Annotated in this window: 25 protein-coding genes and 2 tRNA genes; 22 read left to right on the top strand and 5 right to left on the bottom strand. The window is 59.8% G+C overall.

Annotated features, from left to right (window positions below; genetic code table 11):
* Position 1 precedes the first annotated feature (1 nt).
* The 9 genes from ACTJJW_RS08150 (at position 2) to ACTJJW_RS08110 (ending at position 7799) form a co-directional block, all read left to right on the top strand.
* Positions 2-1030, top strand: coding sequence for an ABC transporter permease (locus ACTJJW_RS08150; RefSeq protein WP_462643651.1), 1029 nt, complete (start codon positions 2-4; stop codon positions 1028-1030).
* On the top strand, positions 1027-2703 hold the full coding sequence (locus tag ACTJJW_RS08145; protein ID WP_462643649.1) for an ABC transporter ATP-binding protein: 1677 nt from the start codon (positions 1027-1029) through the stop codon (positions 2701-2703). Before ACTJJW_RS08150 ends, ACTJJW_RS08145 begins: the two co-directional genes overlap by 4 nt.
* A 4-nt stretch (positions 2704-2707) precedes the next feature.
* On the top strand, positions 2708-3529 hold the full coding sequence (locus ACTJJW_RS08140) for an ABC transporter ATP-binding protein (RefSeq protein WP_462643648.1): 822 nt from the start codon (positions 2708-2710) through the stop codon (positions 3527-3529).
* Entirely contained in the window at positions 3516-4538 is a 1023-nt protein-coding gene (locus ACTJJW_RS08135; RefSeq protein WP_462643647.1) for a lactonase family protein, read from the top strand. The genes ACTJJW_RS08140 and ACTJJW_RS08135 overlap by 14 nt, the downstream gene beginning before the upstream one ends.
* Before the next feature lie 51 nt (positions 4539-4589).
* Positions 4590-4662, top strand: a tRNA-Asn gene (locus ACTJJW_RS08130).
* Positions 4663-4859: 197 nt separating this feature from the next.
* The gene (locus ACTJJW_RS08125; protein WP_462643645.1) at positions 4860-6095 is read left to right on the top strand and encodes a sensor histidine kinase; all 1236 of its coding nucleotides are present in this window, start codon (positions 4860-4862) and stop codon (positions 6093-6095) included.
* Positions 6092-6757 (top strand): response regulator transcription factor, encoded by a 666-nt coding sequence (locus ACTJJW_RS08120; RefSeq protein WP_462643643.1) that lies wholly within the window; start codon positions 6092-6094, stop codon positions 6755-6757. The genes ACTJJW_RS08125 and ACTJJW_RS08120 overlap by 4 nt, the downstream gene beginning before the upstream one ends.
* Positions 6754-7497, top strand: coding sequence for an AzlC family ABC transporter permease (locus ACTJJW_RS08115; protein WP_462643642.1), 744 nt, complete (start codon positions 6754-6756; stop codon positions 7495-7497). The genes ACTJJW_RS08120 and ACTJJW_RS08115 overlap by 4 nt, the downstream gene beginning before the upstream one ends.
* Positions 7494-7799: an AzlD domain-containing protein gene (locus tag ACTJJW_RS08110; RefSeq protein ID WP_462643640.1), complete on the top strand. Its 306-nt coding sequence runs from the start codon at positions 7494-7496 to the stop codon at positions 7797-7799. The genes ACTJJW_RS08115 and ACTJJW_RS08110 overlap by 4 nt, the downstream gene beginning before the upstream one ends.
* A 39-nt stretch (positions 7800-7838) precedes the next feature.
* Here ACTJJW_RS08110 and def read toward each other — a convergent pair whose 3' ends face one another.
* Positions 7839-8402, bottom strand: coding sequence for a peptide deformylase (gene def, locus ACTJJW_RS08105; RefSeq protein ID WP_462643638.1), 564 nt, complete (start codon positions 8400-8402; stop codon positions 7839-7841).
* 40 nt (positions 8403-8442) lie between these two features.
* On the opposite strand from def, the gene ACTJJW_RS08100 reads away from it, so the two are divergent.
* Positions 8443-9384 carry a DMT family transporter gene (locus tag ACTJJW_RS08100; RefSeq protein WP_462643636.1) on the top strand — a complete coding sequence of 314 codons (942 nt, stop codon included), beginning with the start codon at positions 8443-8445 and terminating at the stop codon, positions 9382-9384.
* A 129-nt stretch (positions 9385-9513) separates the two neighbouring features.
* Positions 9514-10758, top strand: a complete 1245-nt coding sequence (locus tag ACTJJW_RS08095; RefSeq protein ID WP_462643634.1) for a glycosyltransferase — start codon at positions 9514-9516, stop codon at positions 10756-10758.
* A 45-nt stretch (positions 10759-10803) separates the two neighbouring features.
* On the opposite strand, the gene ACTJJW_RS08090 is transcribed toward ACTJJW_RS08095, so the two are convergent.
* Positions 10804-11346: a Dps family protein gene (locus ACTJJW_RS08090; RefSeq protein WP_462643632.1), complete on the bottom strand. Its 543-nt coding sequence runs from the start codon at positions 11344-11346 to the stop codon at positions 10804-10806.
* Between the two features lie 61 nt (positions 11347-11407).
* On the opposite strand from ACTJJW_RS08090, the gene ACTJJW_RS08085 reads away from it, so the two are divergent.
* Both ACTJJW_RS08085 and ACTJJW_RS08080 read left to right on the top strand, forming a co-directional pair.
* On the top strand, positions 11408-11653 hold the full coding sequence (locus ACTJJW_RS08085) for a hypothetical protein (RefSeq protein ID WP_462643630.1): 246 nt from the start codon (positions 11408-11410) through the stop codon (positions 11651-11653).
* A 118-nt stretch (positions 11654-11771) separates the two neighbouring features.
* Positions 11772-11845 (top strand) — tRNA-Ile (locus tag ACTJJW_RS08080).
* A gap of 8 nt (positions 11846-11853) precedes the next feature.
* On the opposite strand, the gene ACTJJW_RS08075 is transcribed toward ACTJJW_RS08080, so the two are convergent.
* Entirely contained in the window at positions 11854-12516 is a 663-nt protein-coding gene (locus tag ACTJJW_RS08075) for a haloacid dehalogenase type II (protein ID WP_462643628.1), read from the bottom strand.
* Positions 12517-12686: 170 nt separating this feature from the next.
* Here ACTJJW_RS08075 and ACTJJW_RS08070 point away from each other — a divergent pair, with 170 nt between their 5' ends.
* Complete coding sequence (locus ACTJJW_RS08070; RefSeq protein ID WP_462643626.1) at positions 12687-12932, top strand: hypothetical protein; 246 nt, start codon at positions 12687-12689, stop codon at positions 12930-12932.
* Between the two features lie 28 nt (positions 12933-12960).
* On the opposite strand, the gene ACTJJW_RS08065 is transcribed toward ACTJJW_RS08070, so the two are convergent.
* The gene (locus ACTJJW_RS08065; RefSeq protein WP_462643624.1) at positions 12961-13149 is read right to left on the bottom strand and encodes a PLDc N-terminal domain-containing protein; all 189 of its coding nucleotides are present in this window, start codon (positions 13147-13149) and stop codon (positions 12961-12963) included.
* 34 nt (positions 13150-13183) lie between these two features.
* Between ACTJJW_RS08065 and ACTJJW_RS08060 the strand changes: the two genes are divergently transcribed.
* Positions 13184-14542, top strand: a complete 1359-nt coding sequence (locus tag ACTJJW_RS08060; RefSeq protein ID WP_462643622.1) for a CoA transferase — start codon at positions 13184-13186, stop codon at positions 14540-14542.
* Positions 14543-14597: 55 nt separating this feature from the next.
* Complete coding sequence (locus ACTJJW_RS08055; protein ID WP_462643620.1) at positions 14598-15425, top strand: DUF1684 domain-containing protein; 828 nt, start codon at positions 14598-14600, stop codon at positions 15423-15425.
* Between the two features lie 68 nt (positions 15426-15493).
* On the opposite strand, the gene ACTJJW_RS08050 is transcribed toward ACTJJW_RS08055, so the two are convergent.
* Positions 15494-16963, bottom strand: a complete 1470-nt coding sequence (locus ACTJJW_RS08050) for a helix-turn-helix domain-containing protein (protein WP_462643618.1) — start codon at positions 16961-16963, stop codon at positions 15494-15496.
* 147 nt (positions 16964-17110) lie between these two features.
* Here ACTJJW_RS08050 and aceA point away from each other — a divergent pair, with 147 nt between their 5' ends.
* The 6 genes from aceA (at position 17111) to ACTJJW_RS08020 (ending at position 25372) form a co-directional block, all read left to right on the top strand.
* Positions 17111-18412, top strand: a complete 1302-nt coding sequence (aceA, locus tag ACTJJW_RS08045) for an isocitrate lyase (protein WP_462643616.1) — start codon at positions 17111-17113, stop codon at positions 18410-18412.
* Between the two features lie 110 nt (positions 18413-18522).
* The gene (gene aceB / locus ACTJJW_RS08040; protein WP_462643615.1) at positions 18523-20142 is read left to right on the top strand and encodes a malate synthase A; all 1620 of its coding nucleotides are present in this window, start codon (positions 18523-18525) and stop codon (positions 20140-20142) included.
* Positions 20143-20201: 59 nt separating this feature from the next.
* Positions 20202-21494 carry a sigma-54-dependent transcriptional regulator family protein gene (locus tag ACTJJW_RS08035; protein WP_462643613.1) on the top strand — a complete coding sequence of 431 codons (1293 nt, stop codon included), beginning with the start codon at positions 20202-20204 and terminating at the stop codon, positions 21492-21494.
* 118 nt (positions 21495-21612) lie between these two features.
* Positions 21613-23136 (top strand): acetaldehyde dehydrogenase ExaC, encoded by a 1524-nt coding sequence (gene exaC, locus ACTJJW_RS08030; protein WP_462643611.1) that lies wholly within the window; start codon positions 21613-21615, stop codon positions 23134-23136.
* An 89-nt stretch (positions 23137-23225) separates the two neighbouring features.
* Positions 23226-23633 (top strand): DUF779 domain-containing protein, encoded by a 408-nt coding sequence (locus ACTJJW_RS08025; RefSeq protein ID WP_462643609.1) that lies wholly within the window; start codon positions 23226-23228, stop codon positions 23631-23633.
* Between the two features lie 62 nt (positions 23634-23695).
* Positions 23696-25372, top strand: a complete 1677-nt coding sequence (locus ACTJJW_RS08020) for a bifunctional 3'-5' exonuclease/DNA polymerase (protein WP_462643608.1) — start codon at positions 23696-23698, stop codon at positions 25370-25372.
* The last annotated feature ends 64 nt before the right edge of the window (positions 25373-25436 follow it).

Raw genomic sequence — 25436 nt, 5'->3', positions numbered from 1 at the left:
CATGACTACGACATCCTCTCGATTGGTTCGTATCTGGCGGCGTTTGCCCGTCGTGCACCACGTGCGTCAGGCCGTCGGCCTGCAGCGCGGAATGCTCGTTGCCGGTCTCATCCTGACCGGAATCTTCTTGTTCACCGCCCTATTTGCACCTCTGCTAGCGCCGTATGGCTTCTCGCAACTGCGCGATGCTGACGGCACTTTCGGCGCTCAAGTTCCTCCTGGTGGCGAGCACATCCTTGGCACCACGGTCGGTGGCTATGACGTGCTGTCGCGGGTTATCTGGGGATCGCGCACTGCGTTTCTGGTGATCGTCGTTGCCGTCTCGTTGTCGATTTTTGCCGGTGTGCTTCTGGGACTGGTTTCGGGTTACCTCGGAAGCTGGCTCGACCGCGTTCTGGTTGTAATCTCCGATGCTGTTTACGCGTTCCCGACACTGTTGCTGGCGATCGTTGCGGCAATCGCTATTAGCGGTGGTCGATCGAGTTTCTGGGGCGGTGTCTTTGCGGCGGCGATCTCGATCACGGTTGTTTATATACCGCAGTACTTCCGTGTGATCCGTGCAGAAACTGTGCGGATCAAGTCGGAAGCGTATGTTGAGTCGGCAAAGGTTCTCGGTGCGAGCACGCCTCGCATCATGTTCCGTCACGTGTTCCGCAACGCCACTCGCACCCTTCCGTTGATCTTCACGCTCAATAGTTCAGAAGCAATTCTGACGCTGGCTGGTCTCGGGTTCCTCGGTTTCGGTATCGAGCCGTCCGCTGCTGCAGAGTGGGGCTACGACCTCAACAAGTCGATTTCGGATGTCACGAGCGGTATCTGGTGGACGTCACTGTTCCCCGGTATGGCTATTGTGCTCGTTGTGCTCGGGATTACCCTCGTGGGGGAGAGCCTCAATGACCTTGCTGATCCGCGATTGCGCACTCGTCGTCGTGCAGATCAGTCGGCGCCGATTCTTGAGACCTCAGCCCTCGACACCGTCGACAGTGATGGCAGCGAGATAACGATCGATCCTTTGGAGGCTCGCTCATGAGCGACATTGTTGAGATCAAGAATCTCGAAGTGACGTTCGCCACTGACGGCGGAGATGTGAAAGCGGTCGATGACGTTTCACTGACGGTTACCCCTGGCGAGGTGCTGGCGATTGTGGGTGAGAGCGGCAGCGGCAAGAGTGTTACGGCTAAGTCTTTGCTCGGTCTTCTCCCTGAGACTGCGGTCTCGCGTGGAGCGATCCTGCTCAACGGCAAAAACGTGATTGGCATGTCGGGGAAGCGACTGCGCGAGTTGCGTGGTGTCGATGTCGCCATGGTCTTTCAGGAACCTTCGCTAGCTCTCAACCCTGTCTTCACCGTTGGCTGGCAGATCGCGGAAGGCTTTCGGGCGCACGGCAAAGTCAGCAAGAAGCAGGCGCGTATCAAGGCGATTGAGATCTTGCGCAAGGTAGGGATTCCCGAGCCAGAACGCCGGGTCGACTACTACCCGCATCAATTCTCCGGCGGACAAAAGCAGCGCGTTGTCATTGCGATGGCGCTTGTGCTTGAGCCTGAGTTGATTGTCGCTGACGAGCCAACTACCGCTCTGGATGTCACTGTCCAAGCCGAAATTCTCGACCTGCTTCGTCGGTGTCGTGATGAGTTTGGTGCCGCGATCATCCTGATCACTCACAACATGGGCATTGTGGCCGATCTTGCTGACCGGGTAGCTGTGATGTACGAGGGCAAGCTTGTTGAAGAGGCTCCCGCTCAGCAGCTCTTTGATTCTGCTCATCACCCGTACACGCAGAAGCTGCTTGCCGCTGTGCCTCGCATCGGCACCGGTGCCGCGCGTGCTGCTGCTCGGGTCACTGACCGCAAGGAAGCGGGCGGTGACACTCACGTCGAGCCCCTAGTTGTGGCAAAAGACTTGGAGATATCGTTCCCAGGCCGCTTCGGCACACCACCCTTCCGGGCCGTAGATCGCGTTAGTTTCAGCATTTCTCCGGGAGAAGTTCTCGGTCTTGTTGGCGAGAGCGGATCGGGCAAGACCACAATCGGCCGTGCCATCGGCGGTCTCAACAAGATTAGTGGCGGCTCGCTGCAGGTTCTTGGTCACGAAATGCTGGGCTTCAAGGAGCGCAAGTTTAGGCCGGTTCGTGGCGAAATTGGGTTTGTGTTTCAGGACCCGGCATCCAGCTTTAACCCGCTGCTGACGATCGCGGAGTGCGTTGCGGAACCTCTGATCGTTCACGGTCAGGCTCAGGACCCCAAGGATGCCCGCAAGCGCGTTGACGAACTGCTTGAAGCGGTGCAATTGCCGCGCGCCTTCGCCGATCGCTACCCGCACGAGCTCAGTGGTGGCCAACGTCAGCGCGCAAGTCTCGCCCGCTCGCTTGCGTTGCGGCCGCGTCTACTGATCGCCGATGAACCGACAAGTGCGCTTGACGTGTCGGTCCAGGCGAAGGTTCTTGAGCTGTTTGCTGGTCTTCAGCAGGATCTTGGATTCGCGGCGTTGTTCATCAGCCACGATCTCGCGGTTGTCGACATGCTCTCCGACCGTATTGCTGTGCTCTACAAGGGAAAGCTCGTTGAAGAGGGCGTTGGCTCTGATGTGCTCGGAAACCCGCAGCATCCGTACACGCAGCGCTTGCTTGCATCGCTTCCGGTTCCCGATCCACGGGAGCAAGCTGAGCGTCGCGAAGCACTGAGGTCGCTGACTGCCGTAGATTAACGAGGTGACTTCTACTCAGCCAACAGTGATCGCGCGCGACTTGTCGTTGCGCTACCCGTCGCGCAACCCAGAAACACGTTCGGTTGCCGTCAACGGACTGAGTTTTGAGATTGCCGCAGGTGAAGTGCTGACCGTCGTTGGCGAGAGTGGCTCGGGAAAGAGCACCCTCGCCAAGGCGGTCGCACTCCAGGCCGAGACTGGTGCTTTCGGATCGCCGCTGTTCAGCGGGGGCGAGCTGAGCGTCATGGGAACCGAGCTCAGATCGGTGAGTCGACGCAAGCGAGACCATTTGAGCCTGCGCGTTGGATATCTGCCTCAGGATGCTGGCAACCAGCTCAACGGCCGACTCACCATCGGTGAAAATATTGCCGAGCCGATCTTTGTGCGCGATCGCCGTTTCAATCAGCGCGAAGCTGCCGAGGCCGTAGCGACGCTCATTGACACCGTGCGGTTGCCGCTCTCGGTGATGAATCGCTATCCATACGAGCTGAGCAAGGGGCAGCGTCAGCGTGTCGCAATCGCTCGGTCCATGATCCTCGAACCGCAATTGCTGGTCGCCGATGACCCCACCGCGGGAATCGATGTCAACGTGCGTGCGGCCATTCTCGATCTCATTGTCGACCTTCAACGCGATCGCTCGTTTTCCGCGCTTCTTGTCACCGCTGACCTTGCTGCGGTCCGCCGCATATCGACCAACATCGCAGTGATGCATCGCGGAATCTTGGTGGGTATTGGTGAACTTGAGGAAGTTCTGTCCGACCCCTGGCATCCCTACGTGCGGGGACTCGCCAATTCGCTTGTGGAACTCACAAGTGAACAGCACTGATCTGATCGCACATTCCCCGTCGACCTGGCTGGTGGGAGGGTTTGGGCCAGACATGGAGTGCGAATCCGAAGGTATTTCGGTGATGCGCAGCCGCACAGATGGGTCGCTCGAACTGTCGCATCTGGCCACTGCGGCGCCCTCAGCATCGTTCCTTGTCGTTGACGGCGAGCAGGTTTTCGCGACTCTTGAGGGTTCGGGTCAGGTTGCAGCGTTTGACCGCGACGGCGAGACTCTCAGCAATAAGAGCAGCGCCTCCTCCGGTGGCAAGTTGCCGTGTCACATCACTGTGTGGGGCTCGACGGTGATCGCGGCCAACTATGGCACCGGAACGCTCGGTGTGCTCGAGCGATCGACGAACTCAGGCGCGCTTGAAAGTCGGCATGTGCAAGAAACCACAGGCACCGGGCCACGACCTCAGCAGGAGGGCCCACACGCTCACTCATCACTCTTCGTTGACGACTCGACACTCTTCACCCTCGATCTCGGTGCTGACCGCATCCGAATCTTCAACTACAGCGACTTCACGCTGAGCCAGGTGGATGAGGTGGTGCTGCCTGCCGGATTCGGTCCGCGTGACATTGTGGCTCGCCCCGGCGACCTTTTCTACATTGTGGGAGAACACGGGCTTGGCTTCCTCGTGTTCGAGTGGCGCGATCGTGCACTTCACCAACTCTGTGCTGTCGCACTGCCGGGCGCTATCGAAGGCGACCAGGCCTCCGCGATCGCCATCTCTGCTGATGGTCGTCACGCTTATGTCGGTGTGCGCCGCAGCAACCTCATTGCGGTGCTCACCATTGCCGAAGACGGCCGCAGCGTTGCGCCCCTCACCGCTGTGTCGTGCGAGGGCGATTGGCCGCGGCACATTGTCATGCACGACGATGTTTTGCACGTGAGCAACCAGTTTTCGCACTCCGTCGCCAGTTTCCGCCTCGATGAGAACGGCATCCCTAAGCTGATTGCACCGCCGACCCGGGTGCTTTCGCCGACCTACCTTGCTCGAATCGCCTGATGGTTTTTGATGTGCGCAATCATTTGCTAAAGTAGTTCCGTTGCACAGCGATCCTCGATAGCTCAATTGGCAGAGCAATCGGCTGTTAACCGGTAGGTTCTTGGTTCGAGTCCAAGTCGAGGAGCTTATGAGTCCCGGCCATTAAGGTGGCCGGGACTTTGTGCATTCCGGAGCCGTGTTTTTGGGGCACCGGTTTCGAGCGCCATCCTTTCTGGCGTTCGCTATCGAGCACGGTGCATCTGACCCGTACTCCGCAGGGAGTAGCGCGGCGTGCGCCGCAGAGCCGATGTGTACGGCGCGGTGGACAACTAGCATCGAGGCATGCGCTCATCCGATCGATCGACCCGCACTGCCAGTGCCATGGTTGACGCGATGATGAAGGGTCAGCGTTTCGGCTTTCCGCGCTCTCGACGGTCAACCATGGTGCGGCTGTGGCTACCGGTGCTCATTTCGCTGATCGTGCAAGTGCCGATCACCGTGATCAGCGTTGTGCACGCCGATGAATTTGGTGCGTCGAGCATTGCCCTCATTCTGCTCTCGATTGTCGGGCCGGTCTTATTGACCTGGGTTCGCCAGTATCCAGGGCCGATCATTGCCATCATGTCGGCTGCGGCCGCTGCCGACTTCCTGCTCGGGTATTCGGTCATCTCTCCGCCGTATGTGGCCTTGGCATTCGCGATCGTGATTGCCATTTCGCGAGGCGCGCGCACGTGGACGTGGATCTCGCTGATCGTCGTGTGGGAGGCGACTCTGTTGGCCGCTCTCTTGGCGGGTATCGCGCTCGAGCCACCCCGCATCGTTGTCACGACTCTCGGCTTGCTGCTTGTTCTCGGATTCGCTGAATCCAATCGGCGACGCAGCGAACACTTTGTGCAGTTTCAGCAAGCATTCGCTGATCGACGCGATTCAGAAATGCGCGCCGAACGCGTTCGTATTGCGCGAGAACTTCACGATGTTCTGGCGCACTCACTGAGCCAGATCAATGTTCAGGCTGGCGTTGGGCTTCACTTGATGCACAAGCAGCCCGAGCAGGCTGAAGCTGCCCTAGCCAGCATCAAGAGCTCCAGCAAGGAAGCGCTTGATGAAGTCAGATCGCTGCTGGGGATGCTGCGCACAGAGGGCACAGACGACGACAACCTCGATGGCGATGCCGTGCCGCCCGTGCCAGAACCGGATCTTTCCCGATTGAACAGTCTCGTCGAGTCGGTGCGCTCTCAAGGGTTGGAGGTGCAGATATCCTGTGAGGTTTCATCCGAGACCCCGACGGCCGTGCAACTGGCTCTCTACCGAGTCGTGCAAGAGTCTCTGACCAATATTGTTCGTCACGCCAATGCAACCGAGGTGGGCGTCAGCGTCGGCTACGACGGGGGCGACTATCTCGTTACGATTGCCGACAGCGGAGTTGGAATCGACGACGCCGTCTATAACGAGGGGCGAGGCTTGCTAGGCATGCGTGAACGAGCCGACCTCTTGGGCGGTACCCTCCACCTGGGCGAATCAGTAGCGGGTGGCGCACTCGTGACGGCACGCATTCCGCGTCGAACGGCATCCGTATGATTCGCGTTGTCATTGCTGACGACCAGCAACTGATTCGTGCCGGCTTCCGTAGCTTACTTGACGCTGAAGACGACATTGAGGTCGTTGGCGAGGCTGCAACCGGCACCGAAGTGATTGATGTTGTGCGCCGTGAGCGTCCCGATGTGGTGCTCATGGACATCCGGATGCCCGAGGGCGATGGTTTGTGGGCGACAGAGCGGATCGCGACCTTCCCCGAACTCGCTGCGACCCGGATTGTTGTAGTGACAACGTTCGAAGTTGATGAGTATGTTGCCCGTGCTATCAGGGCCGGCGCGAGCGGTTTCCTCGTGAAAGACACTGAGCCGGTGGAGTTGATCCGCGCAGTGCGGGTCGTGGCTGCGGGCGATGCACTACTGAGCCCTGGCGTCACGAAGCGCTTGCTGGCTAAATTTGCCAGTGGGTCCTCGGCGGCTGTCGACGACAGCATCCTTACAGCAATCACGTCGCGTGAGCGCGAAGTTCTTGCCCTCGTGGGTCAGGGGCTCACGAACGCAGAGATAGGCGAGAAGCTCTTCCTGAGTCCGCTCACGGCCAAAACGCATGTCTCTCGCATTATGGCAAAGCTGATGGCGCGCGATCGCGTTCAGCTGGTCCTGTTCGCCTACGAAACAGGACTGGTTTCTTCAGGGCGCACAGTGTGACCGAAACTAAACGCACACGATCACCTGAGGTCTCTGCGGCTATTCGATCGAGTTTCGCGGTGGGGCTCGCCGTTGCGGCCTACGGCATCTCTTTTGGCGCGCTTTCCGTCGCTGCCGGGCTGGATGTCTGGCAAACCTGCGTGCTGAGCTTGCTGATGTTTTCTGGTGGGTCTCAGTTCGCGTTGGTGGGAGTTCTGGCGACCGGAGGAGCCTCTGCTGGCGGTGCGGCGATTGCTAGCGCTGTGCTCCTGGGAACACGCAATTCGTTGTATGCGCTGCGGGTTGCGCCGATGATTGGTCCGGGCGTGCTGAAACGGGTGTTGGCCGGCCACTTGACGATCGATGAGACCACCGCGGTCTCGACTGCGCAGCCCACGCTCGAGAGCCAGCGTGCGGGTTTCTGGTGGACGGGCCTCGTCATCTACGTTGGCTGGAATCTCACCACATTGATCGGTGCGCTGATTGGTGATCAGTTGGGCGATGTGAGCCGCTATGGTCTCGATGCGGCCGCTGCTGCAGCTTTCCTTGGCTTACTTTGGCCTCGCCTCAAGCAACTTCAGCCGATTGTGGTCGCGATTGGTGCTGCGCTCGTTGCGGCCGTGCTGATGCCGGTTCTGCCTGCAGGCGTTCCGGTGCTTGCTGCTGCGCTCGTTGCCGTCGTTGTTGGCCTCACGAACTTCTTTGGTACGCGCGAGAGCGACATCGCCGAAGCCGAGCCCGATCCGATGGGGGAGCGATGACTATTTGGCATATTGTGCTGCTCGCCTCGATCGCGGTGCTCGCGCTCAAGCTCGCTGGCTTTGCGGTACCTGCTGTTTGGGCAGAGAAACCCACCGCGGCTCGTCTCGCCAATCTACTGACGGTAGCGTTGCTCTCGGCGCTCGTTGTTGTGCAGACCTTTGGGTCTGTGCGAGGTTTCGAAGTGGATGCTCGGCTACCAGCAGTCGCGGTGGCCGCGCTGCTGTTCGCACTTCGGGTGCCGTTCATCCTGGTGATTATCGCTGCAGCCCTCGTTGCGGCCGCGATTCGCGCCTTTAGCTAGAGACCGAGCAGCTGGCACCGACCGCTGGGCGTCGTGCACCTAGGCGTCGAGCTGTTCCTCGGTGGGCAGCCATGAGTGACCTGGTTGACCCCAGCCCTGCTTGCGGATTGCTTTTGCTGCTGCTTTGGCATCCGGTTCGCGCAGGCGGTCTGTATAGAGCACACCGTCGAGGTGGTCATATTCATGTTGGAAGATGCGGGCGAGCCAGCCGGATGCTTCGATCTCGAATGGCTTCTGGTCGAGGTCTACCGCGCGCAGGCGGACGCGGTCGGCGCGCACCAACCCGAATCGTTCGCCGGGAATAGAAAGGCAGCCCTCTTCATCCTCCTCGCCGGGTTCGAAGATGGGGGTTGGGGTGTGCCAGAGTTCGGGGTTGATGGCGACTCCGCGCCAGTGAGTGTCGTTGTCGTCGATCCAGTCGTAGACGAATACACGCTGCGAGACGCTCACCTGAGGGGCCGCGAGGCCGACTCCTGGGGCCTCTTCCATCGTCTCAAACATGTCAGCCACAAGTGTGCTGAGTGAGCTGTCGAAGGCCGTTACCGGGCTCGCGGGAGTGTGGAGCACCGGGTCACCGGTGATAATGAGGGGAAGGACGGCCATGCACCCAGAATATCCCGGTTCGACCGAGTACATTTGACGGGTGCCGCCGGACATTCTTGACCTCACCGATCAGATCAGTCTCACCCCTTTGCAGGCTGTGGGCATCCCTCTCGCTCTGATAGGTGCCATTTTGTTGTCATTGGGTGCGCAGTTTCAGCACCGCGGTGTCGCTCGCATGGAGAAATTTCACGGTGGGGAAGCAAGTTCTGGACTGAATTTTGCGCAGATCAAAGCGTTACTGGCTCGGCCGTCCTGGGTAATCGGCACAGGGTTTCTTGGTCTTGCGATTATTTTCCAGCTGTCTAGCTTGGCGATCGCGCCCATCATGGTTGTTCAACCATTGGGTGCGGTGGCGTTGGTGATGACGGCAATCATGAATTCGCGACTGACGAAGATTCGGCTGGATGCCGTTTCAATCCGCGCAATTGTGATGTGTGTTGGTGGTGTCGGCGTCTTTGTCGCGCTAGCGGCAGTGTTTGCGAAGTCCACGGTTATCACGCAGCGTGAGTTGTCGACGGTTCTGATTATTTTGGTCATTGTTCTGGCGCTGTGGATTGCGTTGTTTGCGATTTTCCGCAAAGGCGCGTCGCCGGTGTTCTACATTTTGGGCGCCGGAATGCTGTTCGGTTTTGTTGCGACACTCGCCAAAGTCGTCATTGATCGCATCAAGACGATCGTGATTTTGGGGTCGGGGATCGAAAGCACTGACCTGCTGACGGTGCTGTGCATTGTTGGGCTGATCGCGGCATCCTTGCTCGGCTCGTACTTTGTGCAGACGGCGTATGCGTCTGGTCCGCCAGATCTGGTTGTTGCGGGTCTCACCGTTGTTGATCCGCTGGTTGCGGTCTCGGTGGGAATCATTGTGTTGGGCGAGGCTTCAGATGCGCCCGTGTGGGCGGTGATCGCGTTTGTGATTACCGGTGCGGTCGCCATTTTTGGCGTCTTTTCGCTCTCGAAGCACCATCCTCAACTCAAGGCGTAGCTTTTCGGATGCTCGGCAGAGCAGCCCGCGTGGGAGGGTGTAGTGGGGTACGTTATTAGGTGCCGTTGACCTGACCGGGTCGTAAACGAGCTGGCTTGTGACGCAAAATTGTTAAGGAACTCTTCGACTGTGACTTCCGCTGTGAAACGTTCGCCCCACGAGGGCAAACCGCGACTTCGCATCCTGATTGGTGCCGACACTTTCTGGCCTCAGATTAACGGGGCAGCCACGTTTATCGCTCGATTGGCTGCTGGCCTTGCTGAGCGTGGGCATGACGTGCACATTGCGGCACCGTCGTATTCCAATAAGAAGCTCGGCCAGATGGTGGAGGAGCATGAGGGTCAGAAGATGACTCTGCACCGCATGTATTCGTGGAAATGGCCTGGCCACCCGTGGCTGCGGTTTATGCTGCCGTGGCGCATCAAGCGCAATTCGGCGATCATTCTTGACAAGGTCAAGCCCGACGTCATTCACTTTCAGTCGCACATTGTGATTGGGCGCGGTATGACTCTTGAGGGTAGCAAGCGTGGTATCCGACTGGTTGGCACCAACCATTTCATGCCCGAGAACTTGCTCGATCACGCGTACATCATCCCTAGGTTTATGCGCGACAAGGCTATCCGGATGGGGTGGGCCGCGGCTGGTCGTTCATTTGCTCGTGCAGAGCGAGTGACTACTCCAACACGTCGTGCCGCTGACTATCTTGAAGAGAACACGTTAGTTCGTAATGTGATTGCAGTGTCGTGTGGGATCGATGCTGATGGTTACAACGGCAACCTCGAACCGAAACCCGAGAACCTGATTGTGTTCTTGGGGCGTCTGGCTGAAGAGAAGCAGATCGACAAGCTGATTCGTGCTTTCGCGATTGTGGATCCTGCGCTTGATGGGAAGCTGGAGATTGTGGGTGGGGGAGAGCTTGAGGGCAAACTCCGTGCTCTGGTCACGTCTTTGGGTATTGACGATCGTGTGACGCTCACGGGCTTTGTCGATCAGGATCAGCTGCGTGACGCTCTCCAGCGTGGCTCAGTGTTCGCTATGCCATCCACTGCGGAGTTACAGAGCATCTCGACCATGGAGGCGATGGCATCCGGTCTTCCGGTTGTTGCCGCCGATGCCATGGCGCTGCCTCACCTTGTGCACGACGGCGAGAACGGGTTCCTGTTTGAGCCGGGCAACGTTGAGGACCTGGCGACGAAACTCACCACGGTGTTGACGATGCCTGCGGATGAGATTCTGAAATTTAAGAAGGAAAGCCTCGTAATCGTCGCGGCCCACGACATCCAGCGCACTCTGGATACGTTCGAAAGCTTGTACCGCGGCGAAGAAGTTACTGACCCGGCGGTTTTGGGCAAAAAGAACGAGAGCGCCTCCTAAGGAGACGCTCTCGCGGGGGCCGCAGCTCGGGGTGAGGCGTGGAGTCTACTTCTTTGCGGGGGTACGGTTCTCTGCGGAGACCATCCAGGCGTACTGCTCAAGGGTCTCGATGATGGCGTGTAGCAGATCTGCGCTGGTGGGGTCTTCTTTATCGATGGGGTCGTGAACCTCACGGATGGTAGCTACGGTGCCTTCGAGACGTTCTGTGAGCAGATCGATGGTGTCCGTGGTGCTGATTTCGCCGGCGGGGAACTCGGGGACTGTCGTGGTGGCGGCTACCGTGTCGCTGCGACCGTCTGGAGTGGCGTGGAGCGCGCGCATCCGTTCGGCAATGGTGTCGCTGAAGCCACGTGCGGCCTCGATGATTTCGTCGAGTACGAGGTGGGTGTCGCGAAAGTTCTTGCCGACAACATTCCAGTGAGCTTGCTTGCCCTGCAGTTGCAGTTCGAGCAAGTCAACGAGCACTAGTTGCATCTTGTCGGCAAGCCCCTTGGAGGCGGTGAACCCGTGCTCGGCGTTCTGGCGGCGGGTTTTGCGAGCTCCAGACTTAGCTGGAGTCGTGGTCTGCGCTTTCTGCGAATCAGTCATAGGCTAAATGTACGAGCGTTGGATGAATAATTGCTCAAAGTTTTTTGAGAGGATGCCGTACATGGGCAAAAAACTTCTACTGTTCGCTGCATGGCTTGTCCCCGCAGCGATCGTCGTGCTGGGCATCAACACAGGCGCCACCATTTGGTATTACATGGAGCCGCAAATAGATTCACTTCCTGATCCGAGTACCTACTACGTAGCGGCGTTCGCGGGCTTTGCGGCGTTAGCGCTAAGTGTGATCGTCGCTGTCGGAATCTCTATTCACGTTGCGACCTCTAAGACTGTGGATGGAGGAGTCCGCTGACGCGGGTGGGCGCTGCAACTCGACGCGGGAGCGACGCGCTCGGTCTGCGCAATCAAGTGACACCCTGTGTGCCCGATTTGCCGGTAACGTAGTTACGCGTTCGCACTAGTGCGGGCACGGGGCGGTAGCTCAGCTGGTTAGAGCAGCGGACTCATAATCCGTCGGTCACGGGTTCAAGTCCCGTCCGCCCTACAACCCTGCTAATCGCCGAAGTAGGCAGCAATCTCGCTGAGCTTGTGAACAGTGACCGTGGGCGGGTGGAAGTGCTCAGGATAGGTCGCGCCAGTCCGATTGACCCACACAGTGGAGAGTCCCGCTTCGGCAGCACCATGAATGTCCCAGGGGTGCACAGCCACGAGGTAGGCGATTCCGCCGGTGCCGGTGCCGGTTCGAGTGAGGGCATCCTCGTAGGCGGCGCGAGTGGGTTTCCATGGCGCATGGCCTTCGACCGAGAGAACGTCATTGACCAGGGATGAGATACCTGCCGTCTCAAGCAGACGTTCGGCAGTACTCGTCGGCCCGTTAGACAGCGTGAACAGTCGGTGTCCCGCGTCGTGGAGAGATCGGAGACCCTCTGCAACATCATCATGCAACTGAACGAGCGAGAATGCGCGCAGTATGGCATCCACTGAGTCTTCCAGCGAGGCGTTGAGCCGCACCCCGCGCAAGATGTCTCGCGCGTTATGTGTGGCAATCTCTATAAAGCGCGCGTTGCTTCCCGCGGCGGTCAGCGCGAAACCATCGCGGAGGACGGCATTGAACCACGTCGCGGCGACAAGCCGGTCTGCGCCGACCTCTCCGAAAGCATCGGCAATTGGCTCAAGGTTCGAGAGCGTTTCATTGACGTCGAAAAAGAGAGTCACTGCATGACCACTCATGTCTCACCGGCTTTCTTTCGTTGAGGCGCAGAGCACCGGGAGTGGTGTCACCGCGTTATACGGATCTACGGTACCCGCAGCATTGACGACTTGCGAGCGAACCGAAGGCGAGCATCACTACGACGAGCGCAGCAACCGCCACGCGGAGGATTGTGATGAATGCGGCATCGACTCAAGAAATGCTCGTCACATTCGGAGTGCTATTCGGCAGTGCGAGGCGTATGGTCAAGCCACACGCGACATCCACAAAAGAAAGTTGGTTCGTCATGGCAGGTAAATCTCCGCGAAGCGGAAGCACCAAAAAGGAAGCCAAGCTGTCACTCAAAGACAAGCGGACCCAGAAGCGTGAAAAGACCGAAGAGGCCGGATTTTTGAAGCCGCGCAAACCCACCGCGAAGTAGCGGCCGCGTCACCAGGGTGCGTGACGTGCTAGTTGCGCACCTTGCCGCGACCGAAGATCAGCCACAGGATCGAGCCCAAGATCGACAAGAAGAATGCCACCAAGATCCACACAAACTTGCCGAGCACGCCATGGTTGTTGCTCTTCACGATCGACACGACCGTGATGATGAAGATGATCAGACCGAGAAGGCCAAAACTGAAGCTAATAGGTTCCATGGTCTAAATCTAACGGGCGTGGCACTATCAAGTTATGAGTTTGCTGGATGCCGCGTGGCAATCCCTTGGAGAGGATGCCGCAGCCCTCGCCCTAGTGCGCGACCACGGCACTGCTGTTCCGCTCTCTGGCACCCTCCCGTCGGGCCGTTTCGTTCACGATGCCATTGCTGCGGCCTCGTTCTCTGCTTCGCTACTTGCGGCACGCCGGGTCGGATGCGCGGTGCCCTCCGTCGAACTCGACCCCGCCAAAGTCGCCACCGCGGTCACGAGCGACAAATACTTTCGGCTCAACGGTGAACCCGTCTCAGCCTGGGCAGAGCTCTCCGGATTCTGGCCCTGCAGCGACGGCTGGGTTCGCACTCACGCCAATTACCCACACCACCGAACAGCGCTCCTCAGTGCGCTCGAACTTTCCGACGACACCGGAGCCGACGAGTTCATGCTCGCCCTGCATCCGCTGAGTGCGGCCGATGTCGAGCAGCAGGTCGTCGCCGCCGGGGGAGTCGCGACAGTGGTGCGCACGGCCGAAGAGTGGGCCGAGCATCCACAAGCCCAACAGCTGGCAGACCTGCCGGTCGTCGAACTGACCAACCTCGGCGACACCGGGCCCGCACAGCTCACCGAAACAACCGTCGACGCACCGCTCGCAGGACTCCGTGTGCTCGACCTCACGCGCGTCATCGCCGGACCCGTCGCGGCACGAACGCTCGCACTCTGGGGAGCCGACGTTCTGCGCATCGACAGCCCACAGCATCCAGAAATCAGCTGGCAACACCTCGACACCGGAGCGGGCAAACGCTCAACCCTGCTCGACCTCGACGCCGCCGCCGACCGTGCGACGTTCGAGAAACTGCTCGAGACCGCGGATGTCGTACTCACCGCCTACCGCCCCGGCTCCTTAGATAAGTTCGGACTTTCGCCCGCGGCTCTCGCCGAGCGACGCCCGGGAATCATCGTGGGCCGCCTCTCTGCGTGGGGAACAGTCGGACCGTTGGCCGAACGCCGTGGCTTCGACAGTATCGTGCAGGCTGCTACCGGCATCGCAATGGTGGAGGGTGACGGATCGGGCACGCCCGGTGCGCTCCCCGCGCAAGCACTCAACCATGCGGCGGGGTATTTGCTCGCTGCAGGAATCACTACGGCGGTGCGTCGCCGTATCGATGCCGGTCATTCGTGGCGCGTTGAGGTGTCGCTCGCGCGCTTGGCAACTGAGTTGTTGCAGCAGCGCCGACCACGGCACACCCCTGCGGCATCCAGTGCCTTCGTGCCGACCGTGACGACTCGTGACGGCGTGACGAGCGCGGTGGCGGCTCCTCCCTACGATGGTGGCCCAAGCAACTTTCTGGCTCCTGCCGTTGAGTGGGGTGCGAGTGAAGCAAAGTGGCTTTCCTGAAATAATCCCGTGTCGGCGGTGGTTGGCATGATGGACTTCAACAAGGATGGACTTTATGACTGACACTGCTGCCCCCACACTCACGCCCGAAGCTAAACTCGCGAAGTTTCGTGAACGACGCGACCAGGCGGCCGTGCAGCAAAACGGTAACCTCGCACTGACCAACACTCAGTGGGTTGACTCCGAGCAGACCATTTGGGGCGTGCCAGGCACGTGGACTCCGCACGAGGATGGCCTCACCGTCACGGCCACGGCCGACGACAACATTGTGGTCGATGGTGCGCTCGTTGACGGCTCAGCCGTAGTCCGCAGCAAGAGCCACGAGAACCCCAGCGCGATCATCTTCGGCGAAACCGTGACCGGTTTCGTCATTAAGGCACCCGAGGGCAACCACGCCCTGCGCGTCTGGGACAGAAACTCGCCGGCCATCCAAGAGTTCGGCACGATCGACGCTTACGCTTACAACCCCGACTGGGTCATCACTGCAACGTTCACGCCCAACCCCGACGGAACCACGCTCGGCTTTGAGCACCTCAAAGACAACGGCCAAGAGCGTGAGCAGCCGATCCCCGGCGACATCTCGTTCACTCGGGATGGCGTCGACTACAGCCTCGCCGCGTTCAAGTCGGGCCGCGCGCTCCAGCTGGTTTTCGCTGACGCAACGAGCGGCGTCGACACCTACAGCGTTGGCCGCTTCCTCTTTGTCGCGCCCAACCCTGATGGCACCATCGTGCTCGACTTCAACCTCGCGATCCTGCCGCCCTGCGCCTTTAGCTACAACTTCAACTGCCCGATGCCTCCGAAGCAGAACCGTTTCTCAGTAGCGATCGAGGCCGGCGAGAAGAACGTGCTCAAGAAAGACGGCTCGCTGCTGAACGGCTAGCGGAATGGCCGGCTCGCACTCCTGACGGAACGCGGGCCAGTGCCTAGAGCCGCACTAGCCGAGCTCCACTAGCCCTTAGGCGAGTGCGTCTCCAAGAACTCGAACACTTCGGTGGAGTCCACGCCCGGATACATTCCCGTGGGCATCGCCGCGAGCAGAGAGCTGTTGAGGCGCGCACTCGGGATCGAATGCTTTGCCCAGCGCTCCGAAAGATTCTCGGGTGCGCTGCGGCAGCATCCATCATCCGGACACGTCGATACTGCCCGATTGGCGGTATCGCGGCCGCGGAACCACTTTGCCGACGCGAACGGGGTGCCCAAGCTCACCGAAAAGTCACCGCGACGGCCCGACTGAATGCGCGACGTGCACCAGTAGGTGCCGCCCGGCTTATCGGTGTATTGGTGGTACGGACTGAAGCGGTCTTCCACGTCGAATACCTGGCGAGCACTCCACTTGCGGCACACGGTTTGCCCCTCGATGGCGCCGAGCGCATCCGTGGGAAAGGCCGCGTTGTCGTTCTCGTAGGCCTTCGAAATCGTTCCACCCTCATGAACTTTGAGAAAGTGCACCGGCACACCCAAATGCTCCGTGGCGAGATTCGTGAAGCGGTGGGCTGCTGTTTCGTAGGGCACAGCAAACGCATCCCGCAGATCCTCAACAGAGAGCTCGCGCTGTGCCTTGGCCGCAGTGAGAAACTCAACCGCAGTCTTCTCGGGCACCATCAGTGCAGCAGCCAAATAGTTGGTCTCTACCCGCTGGTGCAAGAACTCGGCATAATTCGCAGGCTCGCGGATGCCCAACACATGCCCTGCAAGAGCCTGCAATAGGGTCGACCGCGGGTCGGTACTCTCGGCCTGCGCCACCGGCAGATAGATGCGGCCATTGTGCAGATCCGTGACGCTGCGAGTGGATCCGGGCAAGTCAGGCACGTAGTGCAGCGAAAACCCGAGATGCGAAGCGAGGTCGGCGGCCACCCGCTGGGAGAGCGGACCGCCGGCATGGCCCACAGCATCCAATAGTTCACGGGCAGTGGTTTCGAGTTCGGCGAAGTAGTTATTGCGTTTGCGCATCATGCGGCGCAGTTCAGTGTTTGCGCGCCGAGCCTCTTCAGGAGTTGCCGCGCGCTCTTGGTGCAGTCGTTGCAGCTCATCGTGCAGCCCCAGCACGGTTTCGATAGCTTCGTCGCTCAAGGTCTTGCGCACCGGCAAGTCGGGCAGGGCGAGAGAGGAATAGAGCGGACCGCGCTGGGCGCGTTCGAGCGCAATCTCTAGGGCAGCTCGGCGCGACGGCGGTTCGCTATTGAGCAGGTCGTCGACGCTCACGTCAAAGATGCGCGCCAACTTCTGCAGTTCGCTGAGCTTCAGTTCACGCTTTCCGTTCTCGATAACCGAGACCTGCGAGGCGGCACGGCCCAGCACAGCGCCAAGGTCGTCGAGCGTGAGTCCGCGGTCGGTGCGCAGTTGGCGCACGCGGCGGCCAACGGTGAGGGAATCGAACATGTCCTCATCGTCTGCCTGCGTGAACGTGTGTGGGTTCATCTCAGCGTCCTCCTTGACGACCTTCTGCGGAAAAACAGAAGAATTGCAAGAATTCTGCCCTAAAAGCCGGTGAAGAACCAGTGCAAGGGCCCCAGAGTCGAAGAAACACAGTACCCACACCATGACGAACCGACCGAGGAGCACACCATGACGAACAATCGCCCAGGCGACCAGATCCAGACCGCAGCCGAACTCGAAACCGAGTGGAAGACGGATGCCCGCTGGAATGGCATCGACCGCGACTTCAGCGCTGAAGACGTCATCGCCCTCCGCGGAAGCGTTCGAGAAGATCGCACCCTCGCTCGTCGGGGAGCCGAGAACCTGTGGAACCTCATTCAACGCGACGACACCGAATGGGTTGCCGCACTCGGAGCACTGACCGGCAATCAAGCAGTGCAGCAGGTTCGCGCAGGGCTCGAAGCGATCTACCTGAGCGGATGGCAGGTTGCAGCAGACGCGAACCTCTCGGGTCAGACCTACCCCGACCAGAGCCTCTACCCAGCGAACAGCGTTCCTGCTGTCGTGCGTCGCATCAACAACGCACTCCTGCGGGCCGACCAGATCGAAACCGCCGAGTTCGGTGCCCCTGCCACCGACTGGATGGCGCCGATTGTCGCCGATGCTGAGGCCGGCTTTGGTGGGCCGCTTAACGCTTACGAGCTCATGTCATCCATGATCGAAGCCGGAGCTGCCGGCGTGCACTGGGAAGACCAGCTCGCCTCAGAAAAGAAGTGCGGCCACATGGGCGGCAAGGTGTTGATCCCCACAGCCCAGCATGTTCGCACCCTCAACGCGGCCCGCCTCGCCGCTGACGTTGCCGGTGTTTCGAGCATCATCATTGCCCGCACCGACTCGCTCGCTGCCGACCTCATCACCAACGATGTGGATGACCGAGACAAGCCATTCCTCACCGGAGAGCGCACGGGCGATGGCTTCTACCGCACCACACCGGGCATCGAGACGGTGCTCAGTCGCGGCCATGCCTACGCTCCCTATGCAGACCTGCTGTGGGTGGAGAGTGCTGAGCCCGATCTTGAGCTCGCGCGAACGTTTGCGGAGAGCATCCACCGGGAGTTCCCCGGCAAGAAACTGGCCTACAACTGCTCGCCGTCGTTTAACTGGAAGCGTCACCTCGACGATGCTCAGATCGCCACTTTTCAGCGCGAACTTGCTGCCATGGGTTACGCGTTCCAGTTCATCACCCTCGCCGGATTCCACGCCCTCAACCACTCGATGTACACCCTCGCCAAGGGCTACAGCGAGCGTCACATGAGCGCCTATGTGGAACTGCAAGAGGCAGAGTTCGCGTCAGAAGCCGACGGTTACACGGCAACGCGCCACCAGCGCGAAGTCGGCACGGGGTACTTCGATCGCATCGCGACCGCCCTCAACCCCACGAGCGAAACGCTCGCCCTGGTCGGAAGCACCGAAACCGCCCAGTTTCACTAAATCAGCACCGCCATTAAATCAACACCGCCGTTAAGTCAGCACTGTCACTAAGCCAGCACCGCTGCATCCCAACCACACTGCACACCGCCAATACTTTCTAAGGACATCAAATGACTACTCGCAGAATGGAACCGATCGCTGAATCGCAGGAACGATTCGACGAGATTCTGACCTCAGAAGCACTGCACTTTCTGACTCGACTCCACGACCAATTTGCGGGGCGTCGACACGACCGCCTCGCAGCACGCATGGAGTCGCGCAAACACATCACGAATGGTCGCAACCTGCGCTTCTTGCCCGAGACGGCAGCGATTCGTGAAGACCCCAGCTGGCGCGTTGCCGGTGCGGGCCCCGGCTTGCATGATCGCCGCGTTGAGATTACGGGTCCAACGGACCGCAAGATGACGATCAACGCCATGAACTCGGGTGCCAAGGTGTGGCTTGCTGATCAGGAAGACGCCACGAGCCCGACGTGGCAGAACGTGATCGGTGGGCAGGTCAACCTCCACGATGCGATCCGCCGACAGATCGACTTCACGACTCCCGAGGGCAAAAGCTACGCGCTCGGTGAGGAGACCCCGACGATCGTGATGCGCCCACGAGGATGGCATCTGGTAGAAAAGCACCTGCGGTACACCGACCGCGCAGGGCTTCGCACGCCGGCATCTGGTTCACTCGTTGACTTCGGGCTCTATATATTCCATAACGCGCACGAACTCATCGAGCGCGGTAGCGGTCCGTACTTCTACATCGCCAAGATTGAGAACCACCTCGAAGCGCGACTCTGGGACGACGTGTTTACTTTCGCTGAGAACGCCCTCAACATTTCGCACGGCACGATTCGCGCGACAGTGCTGATTGAGACAATTCCTGCTGCGTTCGAGATGGACGAGATATTGTACGAGCTGAGGGAACACTGCGCTGGCCTCAATGCTGGTCGCTGGGATTACATCTTCTCGATCATCAAGAACTTCCGTGGCCGTGGAGCGAGTTTCGTGCTTCCCGACCGTGCCGCTATCACCATGACGGTGCCATTCATGCGGGCATATACCGAGTTGCTCGTGTCGACCTGCCATAAGCGGGGAGCACATGCCATTGGAGGCATGAGTGCCTTTATCCCGAACCGACGTGACCCCGAGGTGACTGCTCGTGCACTGGATGCCGTGACTCGCGACAAGCGACGCGAAGCCACCGACGGCTTCGATGGCACCTGGGTCGCGCATCCGGATCTCATCGAGACCGCCCGCGCAGAGTTCGACACCGTGCTGGGGGATCGCCCCAACCAGATCGACCGTTTGCGTGACGACGTGCACGTGACAGCGGAAGACCTGCTTAACCTGCGCATTGACGGAGCGGTGACGGATGCCGGAGTGCGGTCGAACGTGTCCATTGCGTTGCGCTACATCGAAAGTTGGCTGCGCGGGGTGGGAGCCGCCGCGATTGACAACCTAATGGAAGACGCGGCAACCGCCGAGATCAGCCGCAGTCAGCTCTGGCAGTGGATGCACCAGCGCGTTGTTACTGCTGAGGGCACGGCGATCACGCACCGTCGTATTGAGACTGAGTTGGAGCAAACGCTCGCCGAAATCGAGCGCAGCCACGGCGACCGCTTCGACGATGCGGCGGCAGTCTTCCGCGAAGTAACGCTCGAGGAGGAGTTCCCCACCTTCCTCACGCTGAGCGCGTACAGCAGTTATCTCGTTGAGCAACAACGGGAGAACGCAGCCTGACGGCCCCACGGGCTAGCCACGTATGATGAACGCACTCGACCAATGATGATCGGAGTGACGTGGCTAGCCCTTGGATTGCCGTCGCAGACGAGACCGCCCGCGCCCGGATTGCTCAAGCTCACGACCGAGTCATTGGCGAGCGGCAGCCGGTTGTCGGAGTGCGTCGACTCGTCCAAGAGTCGTGGCAGCGTTCGCTACAGCTCCATCTGGATCCCGACCAACCTCTGGGATCGCGACAGCTCACCGAAAATGATCTTCGCGACTACCGCGATTCGCATCCACTGTCGCTCGCGCTCCCCACGATTCATCGGCTACTCATACGGCACACCTTTGATGCGGGACTTATTGTCGCCATTGGTGACCAAGACGGTCGACTCCTATGGATTGACGGCGACCGCACCCTCCGTCGACGGGCAGAAGACATGCTGTTCGTTGAGGGAGCGGACTGGAGCGAACGCGCGGTAGGCACTAGTGCGCCCGGCACCGCGCTTGCACTTGACCATGGCATCCAGATTCATGGTGCCGAACACTTTAATCGCATCGTTCACCCGTGGAGTTGTACCGCCGTTCCCGTGCACGATCCCGCTACGGGAGCCATGCTCGGAGTTATCGACATCACCGGAGGCGATGAAGCGGTTGCTCCCGCGACCCTCCCGCTCATGGAAGCAGCTGTCGCTGCAGTGGAAGCCGAATTGCGGATACGCCGGCTCGATGATCTAGCCGCGATGCCGCGCAGGACCATTCAGCGAGCAGTGATTCGCCCTGACGTGCTGCCTGCGTTTTCGGTTCTCGGACGAGAAGGCGGGCTGCTCGAAGTCGCCGGCATTTCCGCGGAACTCAGCATGCGGCACACCGAAATACTTGTCTTGCTCGCTTGGCACCCAGCGGGCCTCTCCGCCGAACGTTTGGCAGATCTGCTCGGCTGCACCGCAGAAACCCTTCGTGCAGAAATGGTGCGCCTTCGTCGCGTACTCGAGACCACGGATGCGCGGCTAGTTCCCACCTCGCGCCCCTATAAGTTGGTACATGGCTTCGACCTCGATGCACATCGCGTACTGGCCTTCCTCGATCGAGGCGCGCATCGCGTCGCGTTGGCAGGCTATTCGGGACAGCTCCTGCCCCCCTCCGTAGCGCCGGGCATCCGCACTATTCGTGACGAAGTCAGTGGTCGATTGCGCGAATCGATGCTCACTGATGCGTCAGTTGACACTCTGTTGGAATACGCCCGCACCGATGAAGCGGCCTACGACGTCGAGGTCTGGACCGCGTGTCTGACTCGGCTTCCTGCGAAGTCGCCAAAGCGGGCCTCGGTGGTTGCGCGAATTGAACGTATCAACGCTGAACTAGGCTGACCCTCGCCCACCTACGCAACCTTGTGCAACGTTGCTGCAACCTGCTCGCGCGTAGCGTCCTGGTATCGGCATGAATAACCGCCGCGTCCCAGACAACGACGTCAACAGGAGCAAGCACGTGACCATCTATGCAGCCCCAGGCACTCCCGAATCCCTGATCACTTTCAAACCACGTTATGAACACTGGATCGGGGGCGAGTGGGTCAAACCCGCGCAGGGCAAGTACTTTGAGGATATTTCGCCCGTCAACGGCAAGCCATTCGCTGAAGTCGCTCGCGGAACCGCGGAAGACATTGATGCGGCCCTCGATGCCGCGCACAAAGCCGCTCCCGCATGGGGAAAAACCTCCACGACCGAACGTGCGGCCGTGCTCAACAAGATCGCCGACGTCATCGACGCGAATCTAGAAATGCTTGCCGTTGCTGAGACATGGGATAACGGAAAGCCCATCCGCGAGCCGCTCAATGCCGACCTTCCGCTCGCCGCCGACCACTTCCGGTACTTCGCCGCCGCGATTCGTGCACAAGAGGGTCGCTTCGCGGAAATGGATAGCGACATGACCGCGTACCACTACAAGGAGCCACTCGGCGTTGTGGGTCAGATAATTCCTTGGAACTTTCCCATCCTCATGGCTGTATGGAAGCTCGCGCCGGCACTCGCCGCAGGAAACGCAGTTGTGCTCAAGCCGGCGGAGCAGACGCCCGTCTCGATCTTGGTTCTGATCGAGCTCATCGGCGATATCCTCCCACCTGGGGTGCTCAACATCGTCAACGGATTTGGGACTGAAGCGGGCAAACCACTCGCGTCAAGTCCTCGCATCCGAAAAATCGCGTTCACTGGTGAGACCACAACCGGAAGGCTGATCCTCCAGTACGCCAGTGCCAACATTATTCCTGCAACTCTGGAATTGGGCGGCAAAAGCCCCAATATGTTTTTTGCGGATGTCGCTGATCAGAATGACGCCTATTACGACAAAGCACAGGAAGGGTTTGTGCTCTTCGCGTTCAATCAAGGCGAGGTCTGCACGAGTCCCAGTCGCGCACTGATTCAGAAACCAATCTACGATTCCTTCCTCGGCGACGCAATTGAGCGCACCAAGTTAGCGATTCAAGGGAACCCGCTCGACACGGACACTCAAGTCGGTGCCCAGTCGTCCAATGACCAACTCGAGAAGATTCTGAGCTACATCGATATTGGAAAGCAGGAGGGCGCCAGGCTTGCCCTTGGCGGCGAGCGTGTCGACTTAGGCGGTGACCTCAGCGGTGGATTTTACGTTCAGCCCACAATCTTTGAGGGCGACAACAAGATGCGGCTCTTTCAAGAAGAAATCTTCGGGCCCGTCGTCGCTGTCACGAGCTTCGAGGACTATGCCGACGGCATCTCGATCGCGAATGACACGCTCTACGGCCTGGGAGCAGGCGTCTGGTCGCGCAACGGCAATCTGGCGTACCGTGCCGGTCGCGATCTCCAGGCTGGCCGAGTGTGGGTGAATAACTACCACGCGTACCCAGCCGGAGCAGCCTTCGGCGGCTACAAGAGTTCGGGTATCGGCCGAGAGAACAGCGCGATCGCACTCGACCACTACCAGCAGACCAAGAATCTGCTCGTCTCTTATTCAGAGAACAAGCTCGGATTCTTCTAAATCTCGGATCAAGCCGTGCGGGTGGCTGCTGCGCTTAACCAGCATGGTAGCCACTTCATTCTCGGTTTTCGCGCCACAGGAGCTGTCGAATGATTGAAGCAAGTGTTGTGATTCCGGGGGAGTCGCTGCCGCGGTTAGCGATCACGGCGGAAAGTGTTCACCTCCTGCGAGCGCTCTGGAACACGCACGGTGCGCTCATGTTCCACCAGTCGGGGGGATGCTGCGACGGTAGTTCTCCCATGTGTTTTGCGGAGGGGGAATTCATTACTGGAGCGAACGATGTGTTGCTTGGGGTGTTCGACATTGCACCTCAGGGGTTGCCGGTGCAGCCCATAGAGTTTTGGATGTCGAAGGAACAATTTGCTTATTGGAGCCATACATTTCTTACGGTGGATGTTGTGGCGGGGCGTGGTAGCGGTTTCTCGCTCGAAGCGCCGGAGGGAGTACGCTTTCTCATCCGATCCCGACTTATGGAGGAAGCGCAGCCGTTCGACTAACGACGAGAAGTGAACTAACCGAGGGTGCCTTGTTCGTCGGTGGTGCAGGGCAGACTAGGTGCGTGTTCATAGTTCTTTCCCGCGTAGGTGTCCAAGTGACGGCAATGCATATCGACTCTGAGGGTGTTCACCTCGAGCAGCATGCCGTGGATGATCTGCCGCGGTTCGTCGCCGAACACGAGCCCGAGCATCCGCGCTGGGTGTGGCAGGACACTGCTGACTGGTATCCGGAACTGCTGAGATCGCGAATCCGGGTTCAGCGCTGTTTCGACCTACGGTTGTGCCACACGATTCTGCGAAATTCTGCGCTGAGCTCCTCGTCTGAGTTGGCGCAGGCGAAAGCTGACCACTGGGATGCGCTCGGATCAGGTGTTCTTCCGCCCATTGAGGGGCGACCTGTTCCTGCCCACTCCACTCTGTTTGACCTTGAGCAGCCACTCGTCAGTGACGAGACAGATCCGTTGGATGCGCTCCGTGAATTTGAGCGTCAGCGCATCGCGCTCGCTGGTTCCGTGGATCCGGCGCGACTCTCGCGCTTGCTCGCTGCCGAATCAGTCGGCGCGCTCATCGCCGCCGAGATGCGCTTTGCGGGCTTGCCGTGGAGTGCTACCGCACACGACCAGATCCTCACTGAGATGCTCGGGCCACGACCGACAGCTGAGGGCGATCGTCCGAGCAAGCTGCAGAATCTGGCCGAGAAAATTCGGTCCCTGCTCGATGCCCCACAGCTCAACCCAGATTCGCCGAACGATCTGCTCCGCGCCCTCAACGTGGCCGGAATTCAGACCAGCTCGACGCGTGCCTGGGAGTTGAAGCAACTGAAGCATCCGGCAATTGAGCCACTTCTTGAGTACAAAAAGATGTCACGGCTGCTCGCAGCGAACGGCTGGAACTGGCTCGACTCGTGGGTGCGTGATGGACGCTTTCGCCCCGACTATGTGCCCGGTGGAGTGGTGACGGGGCGCTGGGCTACCAGCGGGGGAGGCGCACTTCAATTACCTCATCTGATTCGTGGTGCTGTGATTCCCGATCCTGGTTGGAAGCTGATTGTCGCCGATGCCTCGCAGCTTGAACCACGTATTCTCGCTGCCATGTCTGCGGACCGAGGAATGGTCGAGGCCGGAGCATCCGGCGATCTCTATGAAGGAATCGTTGCCAGCGGAGCGGTAGAGACGCGTGCACAGGCCAAGCTGGCAATGCTCGGCGCGATGTATGGCGCAACCACTGGCGAAAGCGGCCGGCTCATGCCCAGACTTGCCCGTGCGTATCCCCGGGCTATTCAACTTGTTGAGGATGCTGCGCGGGCGGGTGAGCGCGGAGAGGTTGTCTCCACCCAGCTTGGTCGAAGCTCACCGCGGGGTGCCGACACTGGCACCTATGACGATTCGCTGACTCCTGCTCAGCGGTCAGCGGCGCAGGAACGTGGGCGATCGTGGGGTCGTTTTACCCGCAACTTCATTGTTCAGGGCACGGCAGCAGAGTGGGCGCTGTGCTGGATGGCGAGCATCCGAATTCGTCTCGATGCGCTTGCCGATGGCAAGTGGCTCACCGATTCGCCGCACCTTGTTTTCTTCTTGCACGACGAAGTGGTCATTCACGCCCCTGCGGAGTCGGCGGCGGCTGTTGCCGCCCTGGTCGCCGATGCGGCGCAAGAGGCAGGCCGACTATTATTCGGCGAGTTGCCGGTGACGTTTCCGCTCACTGTTGCAGTGGTCGACCGCTACGACGCAGCCAAATAGTTTCGGCAGGCAAGACAGTGCCGGGCGACCTTGGCACGGTTTGCGGTGACGTACTTGGGAACAT

It is taken from the genome of Rhodoglobus galactosidasius (assembly GCF_054957775.1).
Note: the sequence above shows the minus strand (reverse complement) of the source record. Positions and strands in the feature narration are given on the sequence as shown.

Bases quoted from the DNA above. Each gene is read 5' to 3' on its own strand.
- ACTJJW_RS08150 (WP_462643651.1), top strand. From the start codon at position 2: ATGACTACGACATCCTCTCGATTGGTTCGTATCTGGCGGCGTTTGCCC.
- ACTJJW_RS08145 (WP_462643649.1), top strand. From the start codon at position 1,027: ATGAGCGACATTGTTGAGATCAAGAATCTCGAAGTGACGTTCGCCACT.
- ACTJJW_RS08125 (WP_462643645.1), top strand. From the start codon at position 4,860: ATGCGCTCATCCGATCGATCGACCCGCACTGCCAGTGCCATGGTTGAC.
- ACTJJW_RS08120 (WP_462643643.1), top strand. From the start codon at position 6,092: ATGATTCGCGTTGTCATTGCTGACGACCAGCAACTGATTCGTGCCGGC.
- ACTJJW_RS08110 (WP_462643640.1), top strand. From the start codon at position 7,494: ATGACTATTTGGCATATTGTGCTGCTCGCCTCGATCGCGGTGCTCGCG.
- def (WP_462643638.1), bottom strand. From the start codon at position 8,402: ATGGCCGTCCTTCCCCTCATTATCACCGGTGACCCGGTGCTCCACACT.
- ACTJJW_RS08090 (WP_462643632.1), bottom strand. From the start codon at position 11,346: ATGACTGATTCGCAGAAAGCGCAGACCACGACTCCAGCTAAGTCTGGA.
- ACTJJW_RS08085 (WP_462643630.1), top strand. From the start codon at position 11,408: ATGGGCAAAAAACTTCTACTGTTCGCTGCATGGCTTGTCCCCGCAGCG.
- ACTJJW_RS08070 (WP_462643626.1), top strand. From the start codon at position 12,687: ATGAATGCGGCATCGACTCAAGAAATGCTCGTCACATTCGGAGTGCTA.
- ACTJJW_RS08065 (WP_462643624.1), bottom strand. From the start codon at position 13,149: ATGGAACCTATTAGCTTCAGTTTTGGCCTTCTCGGTCTGATCATCTTC.
- ACTJJW_RS08060 (WP_462643622.1), top strand. From the start codon at position 13,184: ATGAGTTTGCTGGATGCCGCGTGGCAATCCCTTGGAGAGGATGCCGCA.
- ACTJJW_RS08055 (WP_462643620.1), top strand. From the start codon at position 14,598: ATGACTGACACTGCTGCCCCCACACTCACGCCCGAAGCTAAACTCGCG.
- ACTJJW_RS08050 (WP_462643618.1), bottom strand. From the start codon at position 16,963: ATGAACCCACACACGTTCACGCAGGCAGACGATGAGGACATGTTCGAT.
- aceA (WP_462643616.1), top strand. From the start codon at position 17,111: ATGACGAACAATCGCCCAGGCGACCAGATCCAGACCGCAGCCGAACTC.
- aceB (WP_462643615.1), top strand. From the start codon at position 18,523: ATGACTACTCGCAGAATGGAACCGATCGCTGAATCGCAGGAACGATTC.
- ACTJJW_RS08025 (WP_462643609.1), top strand. From the start codon at position 23,226: ATGATTGAAGCAAGTGTTGTGATTCCGGGGGAGTCGCTGCCGCGGTTA.